The following is a 16,788-nucleotide window of genomic DNA, read 5'->3' on the forward strand; positions in this document are numbered from 1 at the left end:
GTATTTCTGGTATGACGCTCCCGCAGACGAAGCCCCCATTGCGCAAATACCGCGACGTGGCACCGGAGGAGGACGTCCCCACCACCCGCACGACCGGACTCGACCCGGACTTCTGGTATCCGCTCGCCCGGTCCCGCGACCTCAAGAGCGGCAAGACGCTGGCCGTGAAGTACGCCGGGACGGAGATCGTCCTGGTCCGGCCGGAGAAGGGCGCGCCGTACGCCCTGGAGGACCGCTGTGCCCACCGCCAGGTCCCGCTGAGCATGGGCGTGGTGAAGGACGAGCGGCTGCTCTGCGGCTACCACTGCTGGACGTACGACCGCACGGGCGCGTGCGTGAACATCCCCTATCTGGACCGGAAGCGGAAACTGCCCAACGGCGTGCGCAGTTACGCGTGCCGCGAGGCGTACGGATTCGTCTTCGTCTTCCCCGGCGATCAGGAACTGGCCGAGGTCACGCCGATGCCGGAACTGCCCTCGTACGCCGACCGCCGGTACAAGACGCGCGTGCTCGACCGGGACATCGCCTGCCACTACTCGTTCATGCACGAGAACCTGATGGACATGAACCACCAGTTCCTGCACCGCAGTCTGATGGGCCGGATCCGGGCCAAGCTGCTGGACGTCCGCGAGGGCGAGGACTGGCTGGAGGCCGACTACTCCTTCTCGCGCACCGAGGGCAAGCAGTCCCTCGGCGAGCGCCTGATCATCGGCAGCGGCAACGACGACAAGTACGCGGACCTGATGACGATCCGCACCGGCTACCCGTACCAGACGCTGCGGTACTGGACCGACGGCAAGCGCGAGGAGCCCCCGGCCCTCGACCTGTGGAACGCCTACATGCCCACCGACCAGGCCCAGCACCACAATCACACCTACGGCCTGATCATGATCCAAAAGCCCCCGGTCCCCGGCGTGATCCACCTGCTGTGGCCGGTCATCACGCTCTTCACCGAGGGCATCTTCGGCCAGGACCGCGTCATCGTCGAGGCGGAACAGCGCGCCTACGAGAGCCAGGGCGCCGACCTCAACAACGAGGTCTTCCCGATCATCCAGTCCCTCAAGTCGCTCCTCGCCCGCAAGGGCGTGCCGATCCCGCCCGCCGCATGCGGCGGCCCGGCCCAAGGCCCCGCGGACAGGCCCTAAAGACGGGGCCGGGTCCCGGGTGCCGGGCGCGCCCGGTCGTACGCCTCGCGGGCGGCCCGCGTGGCCGGGCGGTCCGACACCTCGGCGACCGGGACGTCCCACCACGCCTCGGCGCCGGGTCCGGGCCGCGCGGGGTCGGTCTCGACGTACACGGCCGTCGCCCGGGGCGACTCGCGGGCGGCGGCCAGCGCGGCGCGCAACTCCTTGGCCGTACGGGCGGTGAAGACCTCGAGGCCGAGGCTGGCGGCGTTGGCCGCGAGGTCCACCGGCAGCGGCTCGCCCGCGAAGGACCCGTCAGGGGCGCGGAACCGGTAGGCGGTGCCGAAGCGTTCGGCGCCGACCTGCTCGGACAGGCCCCCGATGGAGGCGTATCCGTGGTTCTGGACGATCACCACATTGATCGGGACGCCCTCCTGGACGGCGGTCACGACCTCCGTCGGCAGCATCAAGTACGTGCCGTCGCCCACGAGCGCGAACACCTCGCGGTCGGGCGCCGCCAGCTTCACGCCGATGGCGGCCGGGATCTCGTACCCCATGCAGGAGAAGCCGTACTCGACGTGGTACTGCCCCACGTCCCGCGCCCGCCACAGTTTGTGCAGGTCACCCGGGAGGGAACCGGCCGCGTTGACCACCACGTCCCGGTCGTGCAGCACCGCGTCCAGCGCCCCGACGACCTCGCTCTGCGACGGCGGTCCCTCGCCGCCGCCGTCACCGAAGGCCGCGTCCGTACGGGCCCGCCAGTCGGCCAGCGCCCGGCGCGCGTCGGGGGTCCGCCCCGGTGCCTGATGGCCCGTCAACTCGGCGGCCAGGGCGGCGATTCCGGCCCGAGCGTCGCCGACGAGCGCCAGTCCGGCCATCTTGTGGCCGTCGAAAGAGGCGATGTTGAGACTGACGAAGCGCGCGTCGGGCGCGAAGAGCGCACCGGACGCCGTGGTGAAGTCCGTCCACCGGGTGCCGACGCCGAGCACCACGTCGGCCTCCCGCGCCGCCGCGTCGGCGGGCGCCGTACCGGTGTGCCCGATGCCGCCGAGCGCCTGCGGATGGTCCCACCGCAGCGCGCCCTTGCCTCCTTGCGTCTCGGCCACCGGAATGCCGGTCGCCGCCGCCAACTCGGCCAGCGCGGACGCCGCTTCGGAGATCCGCACCCCGCCGCCCGCGACGATCAGCGGCCGACGCGCGCCGCGCAGCAGGGCGGCGGCCTCGGCCACCGCGTCCGCGTCCGGCACTGGCCGCCGCACCTGCCAGACCCGCTCGCGGAACAGCTCGTCCTGCCAGTCGTACGCCTCCGCCTGCACGTCCTGCGGCAGCGCCAGCGTCACCGCGCCCGTGTCGACGGGGTCGGTCAGCACCCGCATCGCCTGGAGCAGCGAGGCGGGCAGCATCTCGGGCCGCCAGATCCGGTCGAACCAGCGCGACACCGGCCGCAGCGCGTCATTGACGGTGATGTCGTACGCCCAGGGCACTTCGAGCTGCTGGAGCACCGGGTCGGCGGGGCGGGTCGCGAAGACGTCACCGGGGAGCAGCAGCACCGGCACCCGGTTGATCGTCGCGAGCGCCGCGCCCGTGACGAGATTGGTCGCGCCGGGACCGATCGACGTCGTGCACGCCATCGCCGAGAGCCCGTGCCGGGTCCGGGCGTAGCCGACGGCCGCGTGCACCATCGCCTGCTCGTTGCGCCCCTGGTGGTACGGCATCGCCTCGGGCCCGGCCGCCAGCAGCGCCTGGCCGACGCCCGCGACATTGCCGTGCCCGAAGATGCCCCACATCCCGGCCACCGACCGGTGGCGCACGCCGTCCCGCTCGGTGAACTGGACGGACAGGAACCGGACGAGGGCCTGTGCGACGGTGAGTCTGACGCTCATACGGTGCCGCCCTCCTGCTTCGTGACCGGCGGCGCGTACAACGGCAGCCGGGGGTCGGGGAGTTGGTCCGCCCATGACGCGCGGACCCACGCGTGTGCCGGGTCGTCGCTGATCAGCCAGGCCCGTTCGGCGCCGGGGCCCGCCATCACGTTCAGGTAGTACATGTCGTAGCCGGGGACCGCCATGCTCGGGCCGTGCCAGCCGTCGGGGATCAACACCGCGTCGCCGGTGCGGACTTCGGCGAGGACGTCGGTGGCACCTGCTGGGGAGGGGTAGACGCGCTGGTAGCCAAGCGCGGCCGGGCCGCCGCCGAACTCGTAGTAGTAGATCTCTTCGAGGACCGACTCGTGCGGGCCCGCCTCGTCGTGCTTGTGCGGCGGGAACGACGACCAGTTGCCGCCCGGTGTCAGCACCTCCACCGCGATCAGCCGGTCGCAGGCGAAGACGCCCGCCGCCGCGAAGTTGTTGACCTGGCGGCTCGCGCCGCCCGCCCCGCGCAGCTCCACCGGCACCGCGGAGGCCGGGCCGTACCGCGCGGGCAGCCGCCGCTCGCAGCGCGCCCCCGCCAGCGCCAGGCGGCTGCCGCCGGGGCTGACGACGGTGACCTCCGCGTCGCGCGGCACATACGCGAAGTCGCTGACGCCGCTGAACACACTGACCCGGCCGCGCAGTTCGAAGGCGGCCTCGGTGCCGTCGGCCTGCGTCACCGTCACCGCGCAGCCGCCCGCCAGCGGCAGCACGATCCACTCGCTGTCCCCGGCCGCGAAGCGGCGCAGGGCGCCCGGCGCCAGGGTCAGGGTCCGCAGGGACGAGTACGACCAGCCCGCGACGGCCGGATCCACCCACAGGTCGAAGCCGTCCTTTTCCGCGGTGCCCGCGGCCAGATGGGTCACTGGGGCTCAACTCCTTCGGCGGGCGCGGCGGGCGCGGCGGGCGTGCCGGGCGCGGTGGGCGTGCCGGGCGCGGTGGGTGGCGCGAGCACGGTGGGTGGCGCGGGCTCGCGCAGCAGCTCGTCGATCTCCCGGCGGGTCGGCATCGCGTCGGCGCACGCCAGGCGGGAGGCGACCAGGGCACCGGCCGCGTTGGCCGCCCGGAGCACGTCGGGCAGCGGCTCCCCGGACAGCAGGCCCGCGCACAGGGCTCCGCCGAAGGCGTCACCGGCCCCGAGGCCGTTGACGGCCTTCACCGGGACCGGCGGCACCGAGTGCTGCTCGCGGGCGGTTCTGCCCAGCACTCCGGCCGGGCCCTGCTTGACGACCGCCGTCCGCACGCCGCGCCGCAGCAGCAGCCCGGCCGCCGTCTCCGGGTCGCGGCTGCCGACCGCGATCTCCGCCTCGTCCAGATTGCCGACGGCCACCGTCGCGTACGCCAGCGCGCGGGCGTACAGCGCGGGGGCCTGCGCCGGGTCCTCCCAGAAGCCGGGGCGCCAGTCCAGGTCGAACCACACCTCGCCGCCCTCGCGGGCGTCCAGCGCCGCGAAGACGGTCGAGCGCGTCGGTTCCACCGCCAGGGCCGAGCCGGTGATCCACAGGGCCCGCGCCGTCCTGACCGCCGCGCGGTCCAGCGTGTCCGGTTCGAGGCACTGGTCGGGCGCGACCGGGCGCCGGTAGAAGTAGATCGGGAAGTCGTCGGGCGGGAACAACTCGCAGAACACGACGGGGGTTTGCACCCCGGGCACGGTCGTGACCAGCTTGTCGTCCACGCCGAAGCCTTTGAGCGCCGTGCGGACGTACGTGCCGAACGGGTCGTCACCCACGCCCGTCAGCACGGCCGTTCGCAGCCCGAGACGGGCCGCTGCCACCGCCACGTTTCCGGCCGTCCCGCCGAGCGATTTCGCGAACGTCCGCACCTCCGCGAGCCCCACCCCGCTCTGCTCGGGATAAAGGTCCACCCCCACCCGCCCCAACGTCACCACGTCATACGCCCCGCCCTCAGGGAGCGGGGAGATGTGCCTCTTGTCGGTGGGGGGTGTCATTGGTGGGTGAGCCAGTGGAGGGAGGCGCGGATGGCGGGGAGGGGGCCTTGGCCGGGGGGTGGGGGGGCGGTCAGGACGGTGTCCTGCTCCATGACGTACCAGCCGGGGTAGCCGGCGGATTCGAGGTGGGTGATGAGGGCGCTGAGGTCGAGGCCGCCCTCGCCGAGGGGGCGGTAGAGGCCCTGCTGGACGGCGGAGGTGTAGGTGGTGCGGCCGTCCCGGACGGCGTCGGCGGCGGCGGGGTCGACGTCCTTGAGGTGGACGTGCGTGACGCGGGAGGCGGCCCGGCGCGCCAGGGCCACCGGGTCGGTGCCGCCGATGAGGAGGTGCCCGGTGTCGAGGCAGAGCCCGATCCGGCTGCCGTCGAGGACGCGGTCGACCTCGGCGGGCCCTTCGACGACGGTGCCGACATGGGGGTGGAGGGCGGCGGTGACGCCGAGCGAGGCGGCGAGGTCGGTGACGGCGTCGAGCCGGTCCAGCAGGGTGCGCCAGCCGTCGGCCGACACGGCGGGACGTTCGTCGTAGCCGTCGAGCCCGGTGGCCGCGGCCAGGACGAGCGTGCGGGCGCCCGCGGCGGTGAAACGGTCGAGGTCGGCCCGGATGTCCGGCAGCGGATCGTGGCCGGGATCGTGCAGCACGGCGGGCACGAAGCCGCCGACCGCGGTGACGCCGTGGGCGGCCAGCAGCGGCCCCGGCAGAAAGCCGTCGGGCCCGAACTCACTGGCGGTGATGCCCAGCTCCGTCATCTCCGCCAGCACCCGCTCGGGCGTCAACTGGTGCCCCCAGCCGGGCACTTCGCACACACCCCAGGAAATCGGCGCCCCCGCGATCCGCTCCCGCTTCATGCCGTCACCACCTCCGGTGTCCCGTGGACCCCGCCCCGCGGGCGCCGCCGTCCTGCCCGGCTCACGCCACCACTCCGCTCACGTCGCCCTCACGTACGCGCATGCCCACGTCGGCGACCGTCACCGGACGTCTCTCGCGGCGCGAGACCTCGCACGCCTCGGCGACGAGCAGCGCGCGCAACGCCTCCCGACCCTCGCAGGGATTCGGCTCCAGGCCGCGTACGACGCGCAGGAAGGCGGCCAGTTCGGCCCGGTAGGCGGCGGCGAAACGGTCGAGGAAGCCGGGCCAGGGCGCCGTGGGCAGGGCCGCGACCGCGACCGGCTCCATCGAGCGCAAGGGCGTCCGCGGGCCGACGCCCACCGCGATCTGGTCGTCGGTCCCGGCCAGTTCCATCCGGACGTCGTACCCCGCGCCGTGGTAGCGGGTCGCCGTCGCCGTCGCGAGGACACCGCCCTCCAGGGTGAGCAGCGCCGCCGCGGTGTCGGCGTCGCCCGCCGCGCGGAAGAAGTCGTCGCCGCCGTTGGCGCCCGCCGCGTACACCTCGGTGATCTCCCGGCCGGTGACCCAGCGCAGCACGTCGAAGTCGTGGATGAGGCAGTCGCGGTAGAGGCCGCCGGAGAGCGGGACGTACGCGGCCGGCGGCGGCGCCGGGTCAGAGGTGACGGTGCGCACGGTGTGCAGCCGGCCCACCCTGCCCGCCCGTACGGCCTCGCGCGCCGCGCGGTACCCGGCGTCGAAGCGCCGCTGGAAGCCGATCTGGAGCACGGCGCCCGTGGCCTCGACGGCGTCGAGCGCGGCCACCGTACCGGCGAGGTCGAGCGCCACCGGCTTCTCGCAGAAGGCGGGGACACCGGCGCGGGCGGCGCGGGTGATCAGCGCGGCGTGCGACGCGGTGGCGGAGGCGATGACGACGGCGTCCGGCGCGCTGTCGAAGAGCGCGTCCACCGAAAGGGCCGCGCGCCCGCCGACCGACGCGGCGACCTGCCGGGCGCGTACCGCCTCGGTGTCGGCGACCGTCACCTCGTCGACGTCCTCGTGGGCGGCCAGCGTGGCGGCGTGGAAGGAGCCGATCCGCCCGGCGCCGATGAGTCCGATCCGCATAGCTGCTACTTGCCCCTTCACCGCGGGAGACGTGCGCGCTGTCCCAACCTCCCGCGCCGCCCGCCCCCTGTCAACGCTTTGTCCGGACATAAGGACTTCCGGTGATCATGGGTGGCCGATACGCTCCCTCCGTGCCCAAGCAGGAGCCCACGCACGCACCCCCGCACGAACCAGGCCGCGAAGCCGTGCCGCCCGGCCGTGGGCGCCCGCAGGCCCGGCCCGTCCACCGCGATCTGCGGCTGGCCGTCGACCGCGCCAGCCCCGTACCGCTCTACTTCCAGCTCGCCCGGCAGCTCGAAGCCGCCATAGAAGAGGGCGCGCTCGCCCCCGGCAGCCTGCTCGGCAACGAGATAGAGCTGGCCGCGCGGCTCGGCCTGTCCCGGCCGACCGTCCGGCAGGCCATCCAGTCGCTGGTCGACAAGGGCCTGTTGGTGCGCCGCCGGGGCGTCGGCACCCAGGTGGTGCACAGCCATGTCGCCCGCCCGCTGGAACTGAGCAGCCTGTACGACGACCTGCTCGCCGCGGGCCGGCACCCCAGCACCCGGGTGCTCGCGAACGCCCGCGGGCCCGCGCCCGCCGCGGTCGCCGCCGCCCTGGGCCTGCCGGAGTCCTGCCAGGTCGCCGTCGTGCACCGGCTGCGCCTCACCCACGGCGAGCCGATGGCGTACCTGTGCAACTACCTCCCCTGCGACCTGCTGGAACCGGCCACCGGCGAGCTGGAGACCAACGGTCTGTACGCGCTGATGCGGCACCACGGCATCACCCTGCACAGCGCGGAGCAGACCGTGGGGGCCCGCGCGGCCACGGCCGAGGAGAGCCGGCTGCTGGCCGAGCCGCCGGGCGCGGCGCTGCTGACGATGCAGCGCACCACGTACGACGACCGGGGCCGCGCGATCGAGTTCGGCTCCCATCTGTACCGGGCCTCGCGCTACACCTTCGAGTTCCGGCTGCTGGTCAGAGCCTGAGGCAGGACCGGTGCGAAGACGCCCGCCGACCGCGTACGGACCCCCTCGCCGACTCCGGGAAGGCACCCTCTACCGCACCCCCGCCAACCCGCCGCACCGGCCCGCCGGGCATCGCGCCGTACCCCTTGACGGATACTTGGGCCGCCGGGATGGTCGCTCGCAACACTCTCATCCCGGCAGTAACAGGAACCGCAGGGAAAGGCAGGGCCTCGTGGCGATGGCAAGGGCGGGAACACGGGTGGTGGGCGTGCTGATGGCGGCGGTGCTCGGCGCGGTCTGCCTGGCCGGGTGCAGCAGCACCGGCGGCAAGCGCGCGGAGGACCGGGCCAAGCAGGCCGCGGCCAACGGCTCCGCCGTCAACACCCCGCACTGGACCTTCGCGATGGTCACCCACTCCGGCGCGGGCGACACCTTCTGGGACATCGTCCAGAGCGGCGCCAAGCAGGCCGCCGACAAGGACAACATCAAGTTCCTCTACTCCAACAGCGACCAGGCCAACGAGCAGTCGCAGCTCGTCCAGGCCGCCATCGACCAGCACGTGGACGGGCTGATCGTCACGCTCGCCAAGCCCGACGCGATGAAGGCCGTCGTGCTCAAGGCGGAGAAGGCCGGTATCCCGGTCATCACGATCAACTCCGGCTCGCAGGAGTCCAAGGAATTCGGCACGCTCGGCCACATCGGCCAGGACGAGACCATCGCGGGCCGCGCGGTCGGCGACGAGCTGAACAAGCGCGGCAGGAAGCACGCCCTGTGCGTGCTCCACGAGCAGGGCAACGTCGGCCACGAGCAGCGCTGCGCGGGCGCCAAGGCCACCTTCTCCGGGACGATGGACAACCTCTACGTCGACGGCACGAACATGCCCGACGTGCAGTCCGCCGTCCAGGCCAAGCTCCAGGCCGACAAGAGCATCGACTCCGTCGTCACCCTCGGCGCGCCCTTCGCGGCCACCGCGGTCAAGGCCAAGGACCAGGCGGGCTCCTCCGCCGAGGTCGACACCTTCGACCTGAACGCGCAGGTCGCCGCCTCCCTCAAGGCGGGCACCATCGGCTTCGCGGTCGACCAGCAGCCGTACCTCCAGGGCTACGAGGCGATCGACCTGCTGTGGCTGTACCGCTACAACGGCGACACCCTCGGCGGCGGCCAGCCCGTCCTGACCGGGCCGCAGATCGTCACCAAGGACGACGCGGAAGCCCTGCTGTCGTACACCAAGCGGGGCACCCGTTGAGCGGGCAGAGCACGCGCACCCCGGACGGCGGCGCCCCCGACCTGCTGGTGAGCCCGGTGGACGACGAGCGGCTGGCGCCGAGATCCGTCGTGCGCGCCCTGCTGGCCAGGCCCGAGCTGGGCTCCGTCGTCGGCGCGGTCGCCGTCTTCGTCTTCTTCTCCGTCGTCGCCGACGCCTTCCTGCGGGCGTCCAGCCTCGGCACGGTGCTGTACGCGTCCTCCACGATCGGCATCATGGCCGTCCCCGTGGCGCTGCTGATGATCGGCGGCGAGTTCGACCTGTCGGCCGGTGTCCTGGTGACCAGCTCCGCGCTGGTCTCCTCGATGTTCAGCTACCAGATGACCGCGAACGTCTGGGTCGGCGTCGGGGTGTCGCTGCTGGTCACCCTCGCCATCGGCTTCTTCAACGGCATCCTGCTCGTGCGCACCAAACTGCCCAGCTTCATCATCACGCTGGGCACCTTCCTGATGCTCACCGGCCTCAATCTGGGCTTCACCAAGCTCATCAGCGGCACCGTCTCCACCAAGACGATCGCCGACATGGAGGGCTTCCCGACCGCCCGCGACCTGTTCGCCTCGCACTGGACGATCGGCTCCGTCGACCTCCAGGTCACCATCTTGTGGTGGCTCGGCCTGGTCGCCGTGGCCACCTGGGTGCTGCTGCGCACCCGCGCGGGGAACTGGATCTTCGCCGCGGGCGGCAACGCGGACGCGGCCCGCGCGGTCGGCGTCCCCGTCGCCCGTACCAAGATCGGCCTGTACATGGCGGTCGCCTTCTGCGCCTGGATCTCGGGACAGCACCTGCTGTTCTCGTTCGACGTGGTGCAGTCGGGCGAGGGCGTCGGCAACGAATTCCTGTACATCATCGCGGCCGTCATCGGCGGCTGCCTGATGACCGGCGGATACGGCAGCGCCATCGGCTCGGCGGTCGGCGCGTTCATCTTCGGCATGACCAACAAGGGCATCGTGTACGCCCAGTGGAATCCGGACTGGTTCAAGTTCTTCCTCGGCGCGATGCTGCTGCTCGCGACGCTGCTGAACGCCTGGGTCCGCAAGCGGGCGGAGGCCGCGGCATGAGCGCAGAACCCGTCCTCGACAAGGTCCCCGCGCCCGCCGGCGCCCCGCTGGTCGAGCTGACCGACGTCTCCAAGTCGTACGGGAACGTCCGCGCGCTGCGGGACGTCTCCCTCGAAGTGCGCGCGGGCGAGATCACCTGCGTCCTCGGCGACAACGGCGCGGGCAAGTCCACCCTCATCAAGATCATCGCCGGGCTGCACCAGCACGACACGGGCCGCTACGCCATCGAGGGCGAGGACGTACGGCACAGCTCGCCGCGCGAGGCGCTCGACCGCGGCATCGCCACCGTCTACCAGGACCTGGCGGTGGTCCCCCTGATGCCGGTCTGGCGGAATTTCTTCCTCGGCTCCGAGCCCACCCTCGGCCGCGGCCCGCTGCGCAGGCTCGACGTGGCCGCCATGCGCGCCACCACCCACCAGGCGCTGCTGCGGATGGGCATCGACCTGCGCGACGTCGACCAGCCGATCGGCACCCTGTCCGGCGGCGAGCGCCAGTGCGTGGCCATCGCCCGCGCCGTGCACTTCGGCGCGAAGGTGCTGGTCCTGGACGAGCCGACGGCCGCCCTCGGCGTCAAGCAGTCGGGTGTGGTGCTGAAATACGTGGCCGCCGCGCGCGACGCGGGGCTCGGTGTGGTACTCATCACGCACAATCCGCACCACGCGTATCTGGTCGGTGACCGGTTCATTCTGCTCAAGCGAGGCGCGATGTCGGGCAGCCACCTGAAGAAGGACATTACGCTGGACGAGCTGACCCGAGAGATGGCCGGGGGCAGCGAGCTGGACGAGCTGACCCACGAACTGATGCGCCGGACGACCACCACACCACCGGCGACCGACCCGGAGACCTCCGCTTGAGTGCCAATCGTGAACGTGTGTACCGCGGCGGCGCCGCCAGGGCGACGGTGCTCCAGACCGTCGGCCGCCGCGAGAGGCGCTCGCATCTGACCGCGCCCCGCGTCCCCACCGTCGGTATCGACATCGGCGGCACCAAGGTGATGGCCGGGGTGGTCGACGCGGACGGGGTCATCCTGGAGAAGATCCGCACCGAGACGCCCGACAAGTCCAAGAGCCCCAAGGTCGTCGAGGACACCATCGTCGAGCTGGTCCTGGACCTGTCGGAGCGGCACGACGTGCACGCGGTCGGCATCGGGGCGGCGGGCTGGGTCGACGCCGACCGCTCGCGGGTGCTCTTCGCCCCGCACCTGTCCTGGCGCGACGAGCCGCTGCGCGACCGGCTCGCCGAGCGCCTGCTGGTCCCCGTCATGGTCGACAACGACGCGAACACCGCGGCCTGGGCCGAGTGGCGCTTCGGCGCCGGGCGCGGCGAGGCCGACCTGGTGATGATCACCCTCGGCACCGGCATCGGCGGCGCGATCCTGGAGGACGGCCAGGTCAAGAGGGGCCGCTACGGCGTCGCGGGCGAGTTCGGCCATATGCAGGTGGTGCAGGGCGGTCACCGCTGCGCCTGCGGCAACCGCGGCTGCTGGGAGCAGTACAGCTCGGGGAACGCGCTGGTCAGGGAGGCCCGCGAGATGGCCGCCGCGGATTCCCCGGTCGCCTACGGGATCATCGACCGGGTCGGCGGCAGCATCAGCGAGATCACCGGACCGCTGATCACCGAGCTGGCCCGCGAGGGCGACGCGATGTGCGTCGAGCTGTTCCAGGACATCGGCCAGTGGCTGGGCATCGGCATCGCCAACCTCGCCGCCGCCCTCGACCCGTCCTGCTTCGTCATCGGCGGCGGCGTCAGCGCCGCCGACGACCTGCTGATCAACCCGGCCAGGGACGCCTTCCGGCGCAATCTCACCGGCCGCGGCTACCGGCCGGAGGCGCGGATCGCCAAGGCCGAGCTGGGCCCCGAGGCCGGTATGGTCGGCGCCGCCGACCTGGCCCGGCTGGTCGCCCGCCGCTTCCGCCGCGCCACCCGCCGCCGCGTCGAGCGGTACGAACGCTACGGCCGCGTCTACGGACGGCAGGGAGCCCAGTCGTGACCACCACACCCTTCGACCAGGACACCCTGGAGCCGGGCCCCGAGCCCGACGGGGGACCGCCCGCGGACGGCGACGCGGGCCGGGCGCGGCTCGCACCGCCGCCGCGGAACCCGCCGCGCTGGGTCCGCTGGACCGTCGTCCCGCTGCTCGTCCTCGTACCGATCGGGTACGTGCTGATCTCCGCCGAGCAGAGCCGGGACAGCGGGGTCACCAAGCAGAAGGAGGCGGCCCTCAGCCATCTGGAGCTGGCCGTTCCGACCATCCTCCAGCGGCAGATATACCAACTGCCCTTCCCCGACGGCACCACGGGCCCCGGCTACCTGGAGACCAACTCCTGGGACACCAGCGCGCTGTACGTCCAGTTCACCACCACCTCCGGCGGCCTGGACACCTTCCTCGCGCAGGTCGGCAGCGCCCGGAACGTGCTGCGCGGGGGCAAGGACGCGATCACCGCCGCGCAGGCCAGGACGGCGGGCTGGGACTTCCTCACCGGCCGCACGTATGTGGGCATCAGCATGCACCAGGCCGGCGACAAACCGGACCGCAACATCGTGGTGGACCTCACCGACCCGGACGTCCCCACGGTGTACGCGGTCTCCACCGTCAACTTCCGGCACGGCTTCAAGGGATGACGGCGGCGGGGCGCCGATGTCAGGGGCGATGACAACGATGGCCCATGACAGTCCTCGCGGGCCCGCGGAAGCGGGCCACTCGGATTTCGGAAGCACACACTCCACTCGGTAGCGTGAGGCGATGAGCGACTCGACCGACGGCGATCTGGACCCGCGGCCCCCCCTTCAGCACCGCTTCGACGGCCCGGCCGACGCCCCCGTCCTGATCCTGGGCCCAGCCCTCGGCGCCACCTGGCACATGTGGGACCGGCAGCTCCCGGCGCTCACCGAGCAGTGGCGGGTGCTGCGCTACGAGCTGCCGGGCCACGGCGGCGCGCCCGCGCATCCCGCGGCCTCGGTCGACGACCTGGCCGCCCGGCTGCTCGCCGTCCTGGACGACGAGGGCGTCGACACCTTCGGCTACGCGGGCTGCTCGCTCGGCGCCGCCATCGGCGCCCGGCTCGCGCTGCTGCGCCCCGACCGGGTCGCCGCGCTCGCCCTGGTCTCGGCCGCCGCGCGGTACGCCACCGCCGACGTGTGGCGGCAGCGCGGCGTCGTGGTCCGCGCCAACGGCCTGGACCGCACGGCGCTGGCCAGCCCCGAGCGCTGGTTCACCGGCCCCTTCCTCGCCACCCAGCCCGCGATCACCGACTGGGCCGTGCAGATGGTCAGGACCACCGACGCGGACTGCTACATCGCCGGGTGCGAGGCGCTGGCCGCCTTCGACATCCGGGACGCGCTCGGCAGCATCAAGGTGCCGACGCTGGTGGTGGCGGGCGCCGACGACACCGAGACCCCGCCCGCCGACGCCCGGCTGCTGGTCGCCGGAATACCGGACGCCCGGCTCGCGGTCGTCCCGGCCACCGGCCACCTGGCGCCCGTCGAGGAGCCCGTGGCCGTCGGCGACCTGCTGGCGACGCACTTCGGCAGCGTGTGGACCGAGCCGGTGTCCGTGTCGACCGGCTCCGTCGCCGTACCCCCGGCCCCCGTCGTACCGCCGCAGGCCGTCGCCGCGCCGCCCGCCGCGGTGGCGCCCGACACGTACGAGGAAGGGCTGCGGATACGGCGCGAGGTGATCGGTGACGCGGAGGTCGACCAGGCGCTGGCCCGCGCGGAGGACTTCGGCGCCGACTTCGACAGCTTCCTGACCCGCTACGCCTGGGGCGAGGTCTGGTCGCGGCCCGGCCTCGACCGGCGGACCAGGAGCTGCGTGACGCTGACCGCGCTGACCGCCACCGGCAGGCTGGAGGAGCTGGCCGACCACACCAGGGCGGCGCTGCGCAACGGCCTGACCCCGGCGGAGATCGAGGAGGTCCTGCTGCACACCGCGCTCTACTGCGGCCTGCCCGCCGCCAGGGCCGCGGTGGACACCGCGCGTACGGTGATCCGGCAGGAGACCGGGGCGCACCCGTAGCAAGATGGAGGCGTACCGGAAAACGCCCAGCACGAAGACCCAGCATCCGAAGATCCAGCATCCGAAACGCCCAGCATCCGAGAACCCAGCATCCGAGAACCCCAGCACCCGAGTACCAGAGAAGCCAGAACGCGCTGCCGAGGACGGACCCTGTGAAGCTCACGAAGAAGCGCCACGCCTGCATCCGGCTGGAGAAGGACGGGCGCACGCTCGTCATCGATCCGGGCACCTTCAGCGAGGAGGACGCGGCGGTCGGCGCCGACGTCATCCTGGTCACGCACGAGCACCTGGACCACTTCAACGCCGACCGGCTGCGCGCCGGGCTCGAAGCCAATCCGGGCGCGGAGCTGTGGACCCTGCGCGCGGTGGCCGACGAGGTCTCCGCGGCCTTCCCCGGCCGCGTGCACACCGTCGGCGACGGCGACACCTTCACCGCCGCGGGCTTCGACGTCCAGGTGCACGGCGAGCTGCACGCCGTGATCCACCCGGACATCCCGCGGATCACCAACGTCGGCTACCTGATCGACGGTTCGCTCTTCCACCCCGGTGACGCCCTGACCCTGCCCGGCACCGCCGTGGACACCTTGCTGCTGCCCGTGCAGGCCCCCTGGAGCAAGATCTCCGAGGTCATCGACTACGTCCGCGAGGTCAAGCCGCGCCGCGCCATCGACGTGCACGACGCGCTGCTGACCGACCTGGCCCGGCCGATCTACGACACGCAGATCGGCGGCCTCGGCGGCGCCGACCACGTACGGCTGGCGCCCGGCGACAGCACGCAGGCGTAGCAGCGCCGCCACCGGGTCACTGTCGGACCCACCGGTTAGGTTGGGGAGCATGCGCATCGCGACCTGGAACATCAACTCGATCACCGCCCGCCTTCCGCGGCTGCTCGCCTGGCTGGAGAGCAGCGGCACCGACGTCCTGTGCCTCCAGGAGACCAAGTGCACCGCCGAGCAGTTCCCGCGCGACGAGCTGCGCGAGCTGGGGTACGAGTCGGCGGTGCACGCCACCGGCAGGTGGAACGGGGTGGCGCTGGTCTCCCGCGTGGGCCTGGAGGACGTGGTCGAGGGCCTGCCCGGCGGACCCGACTGGGAGGGCGTGCACGAGCCGCGTTCGGTCTCCGCGACCTGCGGCGCGGTCCGTCTCTGGTCGGTCTACGTGCCCAACGGCCGTGAGGTCGACCACCCGCACTACGCGTACAAGCTCCAGTGGTTCGAGGCGCTGCGCGCCGCCGTCGCGCAGGACGCGGCCGGTCCGCGGCCCTTCGCGGTGCTCGGCGACTTCAACGTCGCGCCGGTGGACGAGGACGTGTGGGACCTGTCGGTCTTCGAGGGCCAGACGCATGTCACCGCCCCCGAGCGCGCCGCGCTGGCCGCCCTGCGCGAGACCGGCCTCACCGATGTGATGCCGCGCCCGCTGAAGTACGACCGCCCGTACACGTACTGGGATTACCGGCAGCTCGCCTTCCCCAAGAACCGCGGGATGCGGATCGACCTGGTGTACGGGAACGAGCCGTTCGCCAAGGCCGTCGGCGACGCGTACGTGGACCGCGAGGAGCGCAAGGGCAAGGGCGCCTCCGACCACGCGCCGGTCGTGGTGGACCTGGAGGTCTGACCGGGGGCCGCCGCGGCGCGCGGGGGCGCTCCGGCGGCCGGTCCCGGCACGCGCGCCTGTGGTCGCGGCGGCACGGCAGGTGCGACGCTGACCGCATGGACATCCCCCTGATCGGCAAGTGGCGCAGAAGACACGGCGTCGCCCGCGGTTTCGCCGTGTACACCGACGGCGCCCCCGACGCGACCGGCGTCGCGGAACTGCTCGGCGAGTGCGAACTGCTGCGCGCCCGCGCCGCCGACGACGGGGTGGACCTGGACGACACCCCCGAATCGCTCGCCGCCCTCGACCAGTTGGCGCCGAGCTGGCGGGACGACGAAGAGGTGCTGTCGGACCTCGGCAACGACGCGGGTCTCTACCTCGGCACCGTCATGGTGCTCACGGTCCCCGACGCGGCGTGGGAGATCCTGCCCAACGGCCAGCCCGTGGTGCGGCTCGCGTCCGGCCGCGAGATCGACACCGTGGCGATCGGCCACGCCTGGGCCGAGAGCGGCAGCCCCGAACTGTCCCAGGTGCTCGCGGAGTCGTCGGAAGACTGAGCCCGTACGGCGGTGCGGCTGTCACCCGATCCAGTGGTCATCACCACACAGTGGGGTGCGGTCCAGGGCGTGTCACCACGCGATGGCCGCGCAGGGCACTAGAGGACGTGCATGATGGCGCCGAAGGTCCCCCTTTTCGCACCAGTCCCCACCAGCTCGGTACCGGAGGCACGACGTGGACTCCCTTCAGCAGCTCCCGAACATCGGGTCGGTCCTGGCCGACCGCCTGCGCCGCGCGGGCGTCGACGACGCGGGCGAACTGCGACGGCTGGGCTCCGGCCGCGCCTTCGAGAAGATCCGGCCCGAACTGCCGGAAGACGCCTGCACGCACACGCTGCTCGCGCTGGAGGGCGCGCTGCGCGGCATGCGCTGGACCGCGATCCCGCAGACCGAACGCGACACCCTCGTCCATCGCGTGCTGGGCTGAG

17 protein-coding genes are annotated in these 16,788 nt (G+C 72.7%); 12 read left to right on the forward strand and 5 right to left on the reverse strand.

Features of this window, described 5'->3' with window-relative positions; all coding sequences use genetic code 11:
* The first annotated feature begins 11 nt into the window (after window positions 1-11).
* The gene (locus tag ACFY9V_RS29130; RefSeq protein ID WP_391163620.1) at window positions 12-1,145 is read left to right on the forward strand and encodes a Rieske 2Fe-2S domain-containing protein; all 1,134 of its coding nucleotides are present in this window, start codon (window positions 12-14) and stop codon (window positions 1,143-1,145) included.
* On the opposite strand, the gene iolD is transcribed toward ACFY9V_RS29130, so the two are convergent.
* The 5 genes from iolD to ACFY9V_RS29155 form a co-directional block, all read right to left on the reverse strand.
* On the reverse strand, window positions 1,142-3,007 hold the full coding sequence (gene iolD / locus ACFY9V_RS29135) for a 3D-(3,5/4)-trihydroxycyclohexane-1,2-dione acylhydrolase (decyclizing) (RefSeq protein ID WP_391163621.1): 1,866 nt from the start codon (window positions 3,005-3,007) through the stop codon (window positions 1,142-1,144). The two genes, ACFY9V_RS29130 and iolD, sit on opposite strands and share 4 nt — an antisense overlap.
* Window positions 3,004-3,900, reverse strand: a complete 897-nt coding sequence (gene iolB / locus ACFY9V_RS29140) for a 5-deoxy-glucuronate isomerase (protein WP_391163622.1) — start codon at window positions 3,898-3,900, stop codon at window positions 3,004-3,006. The genes iolD and iolB overlap by 4 nt, the downstream gene beginning before the upstream one ends.
* Window positions 3,897-4,982 carry a 5-dehydro-2-deoxygluconokinase gene (iolC, locus tag ACFY9V_RS29145; RefSeq protein ID WP_391163623.1) on the reverse strand — a complete coding sequence of 362 codons (1,086 nt, stop codon included), beginning with the start codon at window positions 4,980-4,982 and terminating at the stop codon, window positions 3,897-3,899. The genes iolB and iolC overlap by 4 nt, the downstream gene beginning before the upstream one ends.
* Entirely contained in the window at window positions 4,979-5,827 is an 849-nt protein-coding gene (locus ACFY9V_RS29150; RefSeq protein ID WP_391049498.1) for a TIM barrel protein, read from the reverse strand. The genes iolC and ACFY9V_RS29150 overlap by 4 nt, the downstream gene beginning before the upstream one ends.
* Window positions 5,828-5,888: 61 nt before the next feature.
* Entirely contained in the window at window positions 5,889-6,929 is a 1,041-nt protein-coding gene (locus tag ACFY9V_RS29155; RefSeq protein ID WP_391163624.1) for a Gfo/Idh/MocA family oxidoreductase, read from the reverse strand.
* 131 nt (window positions 6,930-7,060) lie between these two features.
* Between ACFY9V_RS29155 and ACFY9V_RS29160 the strand changes: the two genes are divergently transcribed.
* From ACFY9V_RS29160 to ACFY9V_RS29210, 11 genes are all read left to right on the forward strand, one after another.
* Window positions 7,061-7,894: a UTRA domain-containing protein gene (locus tag ACFY9V_RS29160; protein ID WP_391049502.1), complete on the forward strand. Its 834-nt coding sequence runs from the start codon at window positions 7,061-7,063 to the stop codon at window positions 7,892-7,894.
* 253 nt (window positions 7,895-8,147) lie between these two features.
* Window positions 8,148-9,119, forward strand: a complete 972-nt coding sequence (locus ACFY9V_RS29165) for a substrate-binding domain-containing protein (protein WP_391120132.1) — start codon at window positions 8,148-8,150, stop codon at window positions 9,117-9,119.
* Window positions 9,120-9,160: 41 nt separating this feature from the next.
* On the forward strand, window positions 9,161-10,195 hold the full coding sequence (locus tag ACFY9V_RS29170; RefSeq protein WP_391163763.1) for an ABC transporter permease: 1,035 nt from the start codon (window positions 9,161-9,163) through the stop codon (window positions 10,193-10,195).
* Window positions 10,192-11,049, forward strand: a complete 858-nt coding sequence (locus ACFY9V_RS29175; RefSeq protein WP_391163625.1) for an ATP-binding cassette domain-containing protein — start codon at window positions 10,192-10,194, stop codon at window positions 11,047-11,049. The genes ACFY9V_RS29170 and ACFY9V_RS29175 overlap by 4 nt, the downstream gene beginning before the upstream one ends.
* Window positions 11,046-12,185 (forward strand): ROK family glucokinase, encoded by a 1,140-nt coding sequence (locus ACFY9V_RS29180; RefSeq protein WP_355339048.1) that lies wholly within the window; start codon window positions 11,046-11,048, stop codon window positions 12,183-12,185. Before ACFY9V_RS29175 ends, ACFY9V_RS29180 begins: the two co-directional genes overlap by 4 nt.
* Window positions 12,182-12,817 carry a hypothetical protein gene (locus tag ACFY9V_RS29185; protein ID WP_391163626.1) on the forward strand — a complete coding sequence of 212 codons (636 nt, stop codon included), beginning with the start codon at window positions 12,182-12,184 and terminating at the stop codon, window positions 12,815-12,817. Before ACFY9V_RS29180 ends, ACFY9V_RS29185 begins: the two co-directional genes overlap by 4 nt.
* Before the next feature lie 121 nt (window positions 12,818-12,938).
* Entirely contained in the window at window positions 12,939-14,210 is a 1,272-nt protein-coding gene (locus ACFY9V_RS29190; RefSeq protein WP_391049506.1) for an alpha/beta fold hydrolase, read from the forward strand.
* A 152-nt stretch (window positions 14,211-14,362) separates the two neighbouring features.
* Window positions 14,363-14,995 (forward strand): MBL fold metallo-hydrolase, encoded by a 633-nt coding sequence (locus ACFY9V_RS29195; protein ID WP_391049508.1) that lies wholly within the window; start codon window positions 14,363-14,365, stop codon window positions 14,993-14,995.
* Between the two features lie 49 nt (window positions 14,996-15,044).
* On the forward strand, window positions 15,045-15,824 hold the full coding sequence (locus ACFY9V_RS29200) for an exodeoxyribonuclease III (protein WP_355339059.1): 780 nt from the start codon (window positions 15,045-15,047) through the stop codon (window positions 15,822-15,824).
* A gap of 95 nt (window positions 15,825-15,919) precedes the next feature.
* Window positions 15,920-16,360 (forward strand): DUF6278 family protein, encoded by a 441-nt coding sequence (locus ACFY9V_RS29205; protein WP_355339062.1) that lies wholly within the window; start codon window positions 15,920-15,922, stop codon window positions 16,358-16,360.
* A 175-nt stretch (window positions 16,361-16,535) separates the two neighbouring features.
* Window positions 16,536-16,787 (forward strand): TfoX/Sxy family DNA transformation protein, encoded by a 252-nt coding sequence (locus tag ACFY9V_RS29210; RefSeq protein ID WP_188285422.1) that lies wholly within the window; start codon window positions 16,536-16,538, stop codon window positions 16,785-16,787.
* Window position 16,788 lies beyond the last annotated feature (1 nt).

It is taken from the genome of Streptomyces sp. NPDC008317 (assembly GCF_042955955.1).
Taxonomy (GTDB): Bacteria; Actinomycetota; Actinomycetes; order Streptomycetales; family Streptomycetaceae; genus Actinacidiphila.

Coding starts and splice junctions, on each gene's coding strand:
- ACFY9V_RS29130 (WP_391163620.1), top strand. CDS start 12: ATGACGCTCCCGCAGACGAAGCCCCCATTGCGCAAATACCGCGACGTG.
- ACFY9V_RS29165 (WP_391120132.1), top strand. CDS start 8,148: ATGGCGGCGGTGCTCGGCGCGGTCTGCCTGGCCGGGTGCAGCAGCACC.
- ACFY9V_RS29190 (WP_391049506.1), top strand. CDS start 12,939: ATGAGCGACTCGACCGACGGCGATCTGGACCCGCGGCCCCCCCTTCAG.
- ACFY9V_RS29155 (WP_391163624.1), bottom strand. CDS start 6,929: ATGCGGATCGGACTCATCGGCGCCGGGCGGATCGGCTCCTTCCACGCC.
- ACFY9V_RS29150 (WP_391049498.1), bottom strand. CDS start 5,827: ATGAAGCGGGAGCGGATCGCGGGGGCGCCGATTTCCTGGGGTGTGTGC.
- ACFY9V_RS29205 (WP_355339062.1), top strand. CDS start 15,920: ATGGACATCCCCCTGATCGGCAAGTGGCGCAGAAGACACGGCGTCGCC.
- iolD (WP_391163621.1), bottom strand. CDS start 3,007: ATGAGCGTCAGACTCACCGTCGCACAGGCCCTCGTCCGGTTCCTGTCC.
- iolC (WP_391163623.1), bottom strand. CDS start 4,982: ATGACACCCCCCACCGACAAGAGGCACATCTCCCCGCTCCCTGAGGGC.
- ACFY9V_RS29200 (WP_355339059.1), top strand. CDS start 15,045: ATGCGCATCGCGACCTGGAACATCAACTCGATCACCGCCCGCCTTCCG.
- ACFY9V_RS29175 (WP_391163625.1), top strand. CDS start 10,192: ATGAGCGCAGAACCCGTCCTCGACAAGGTCCCCGCGCCCGCCGGCGCC.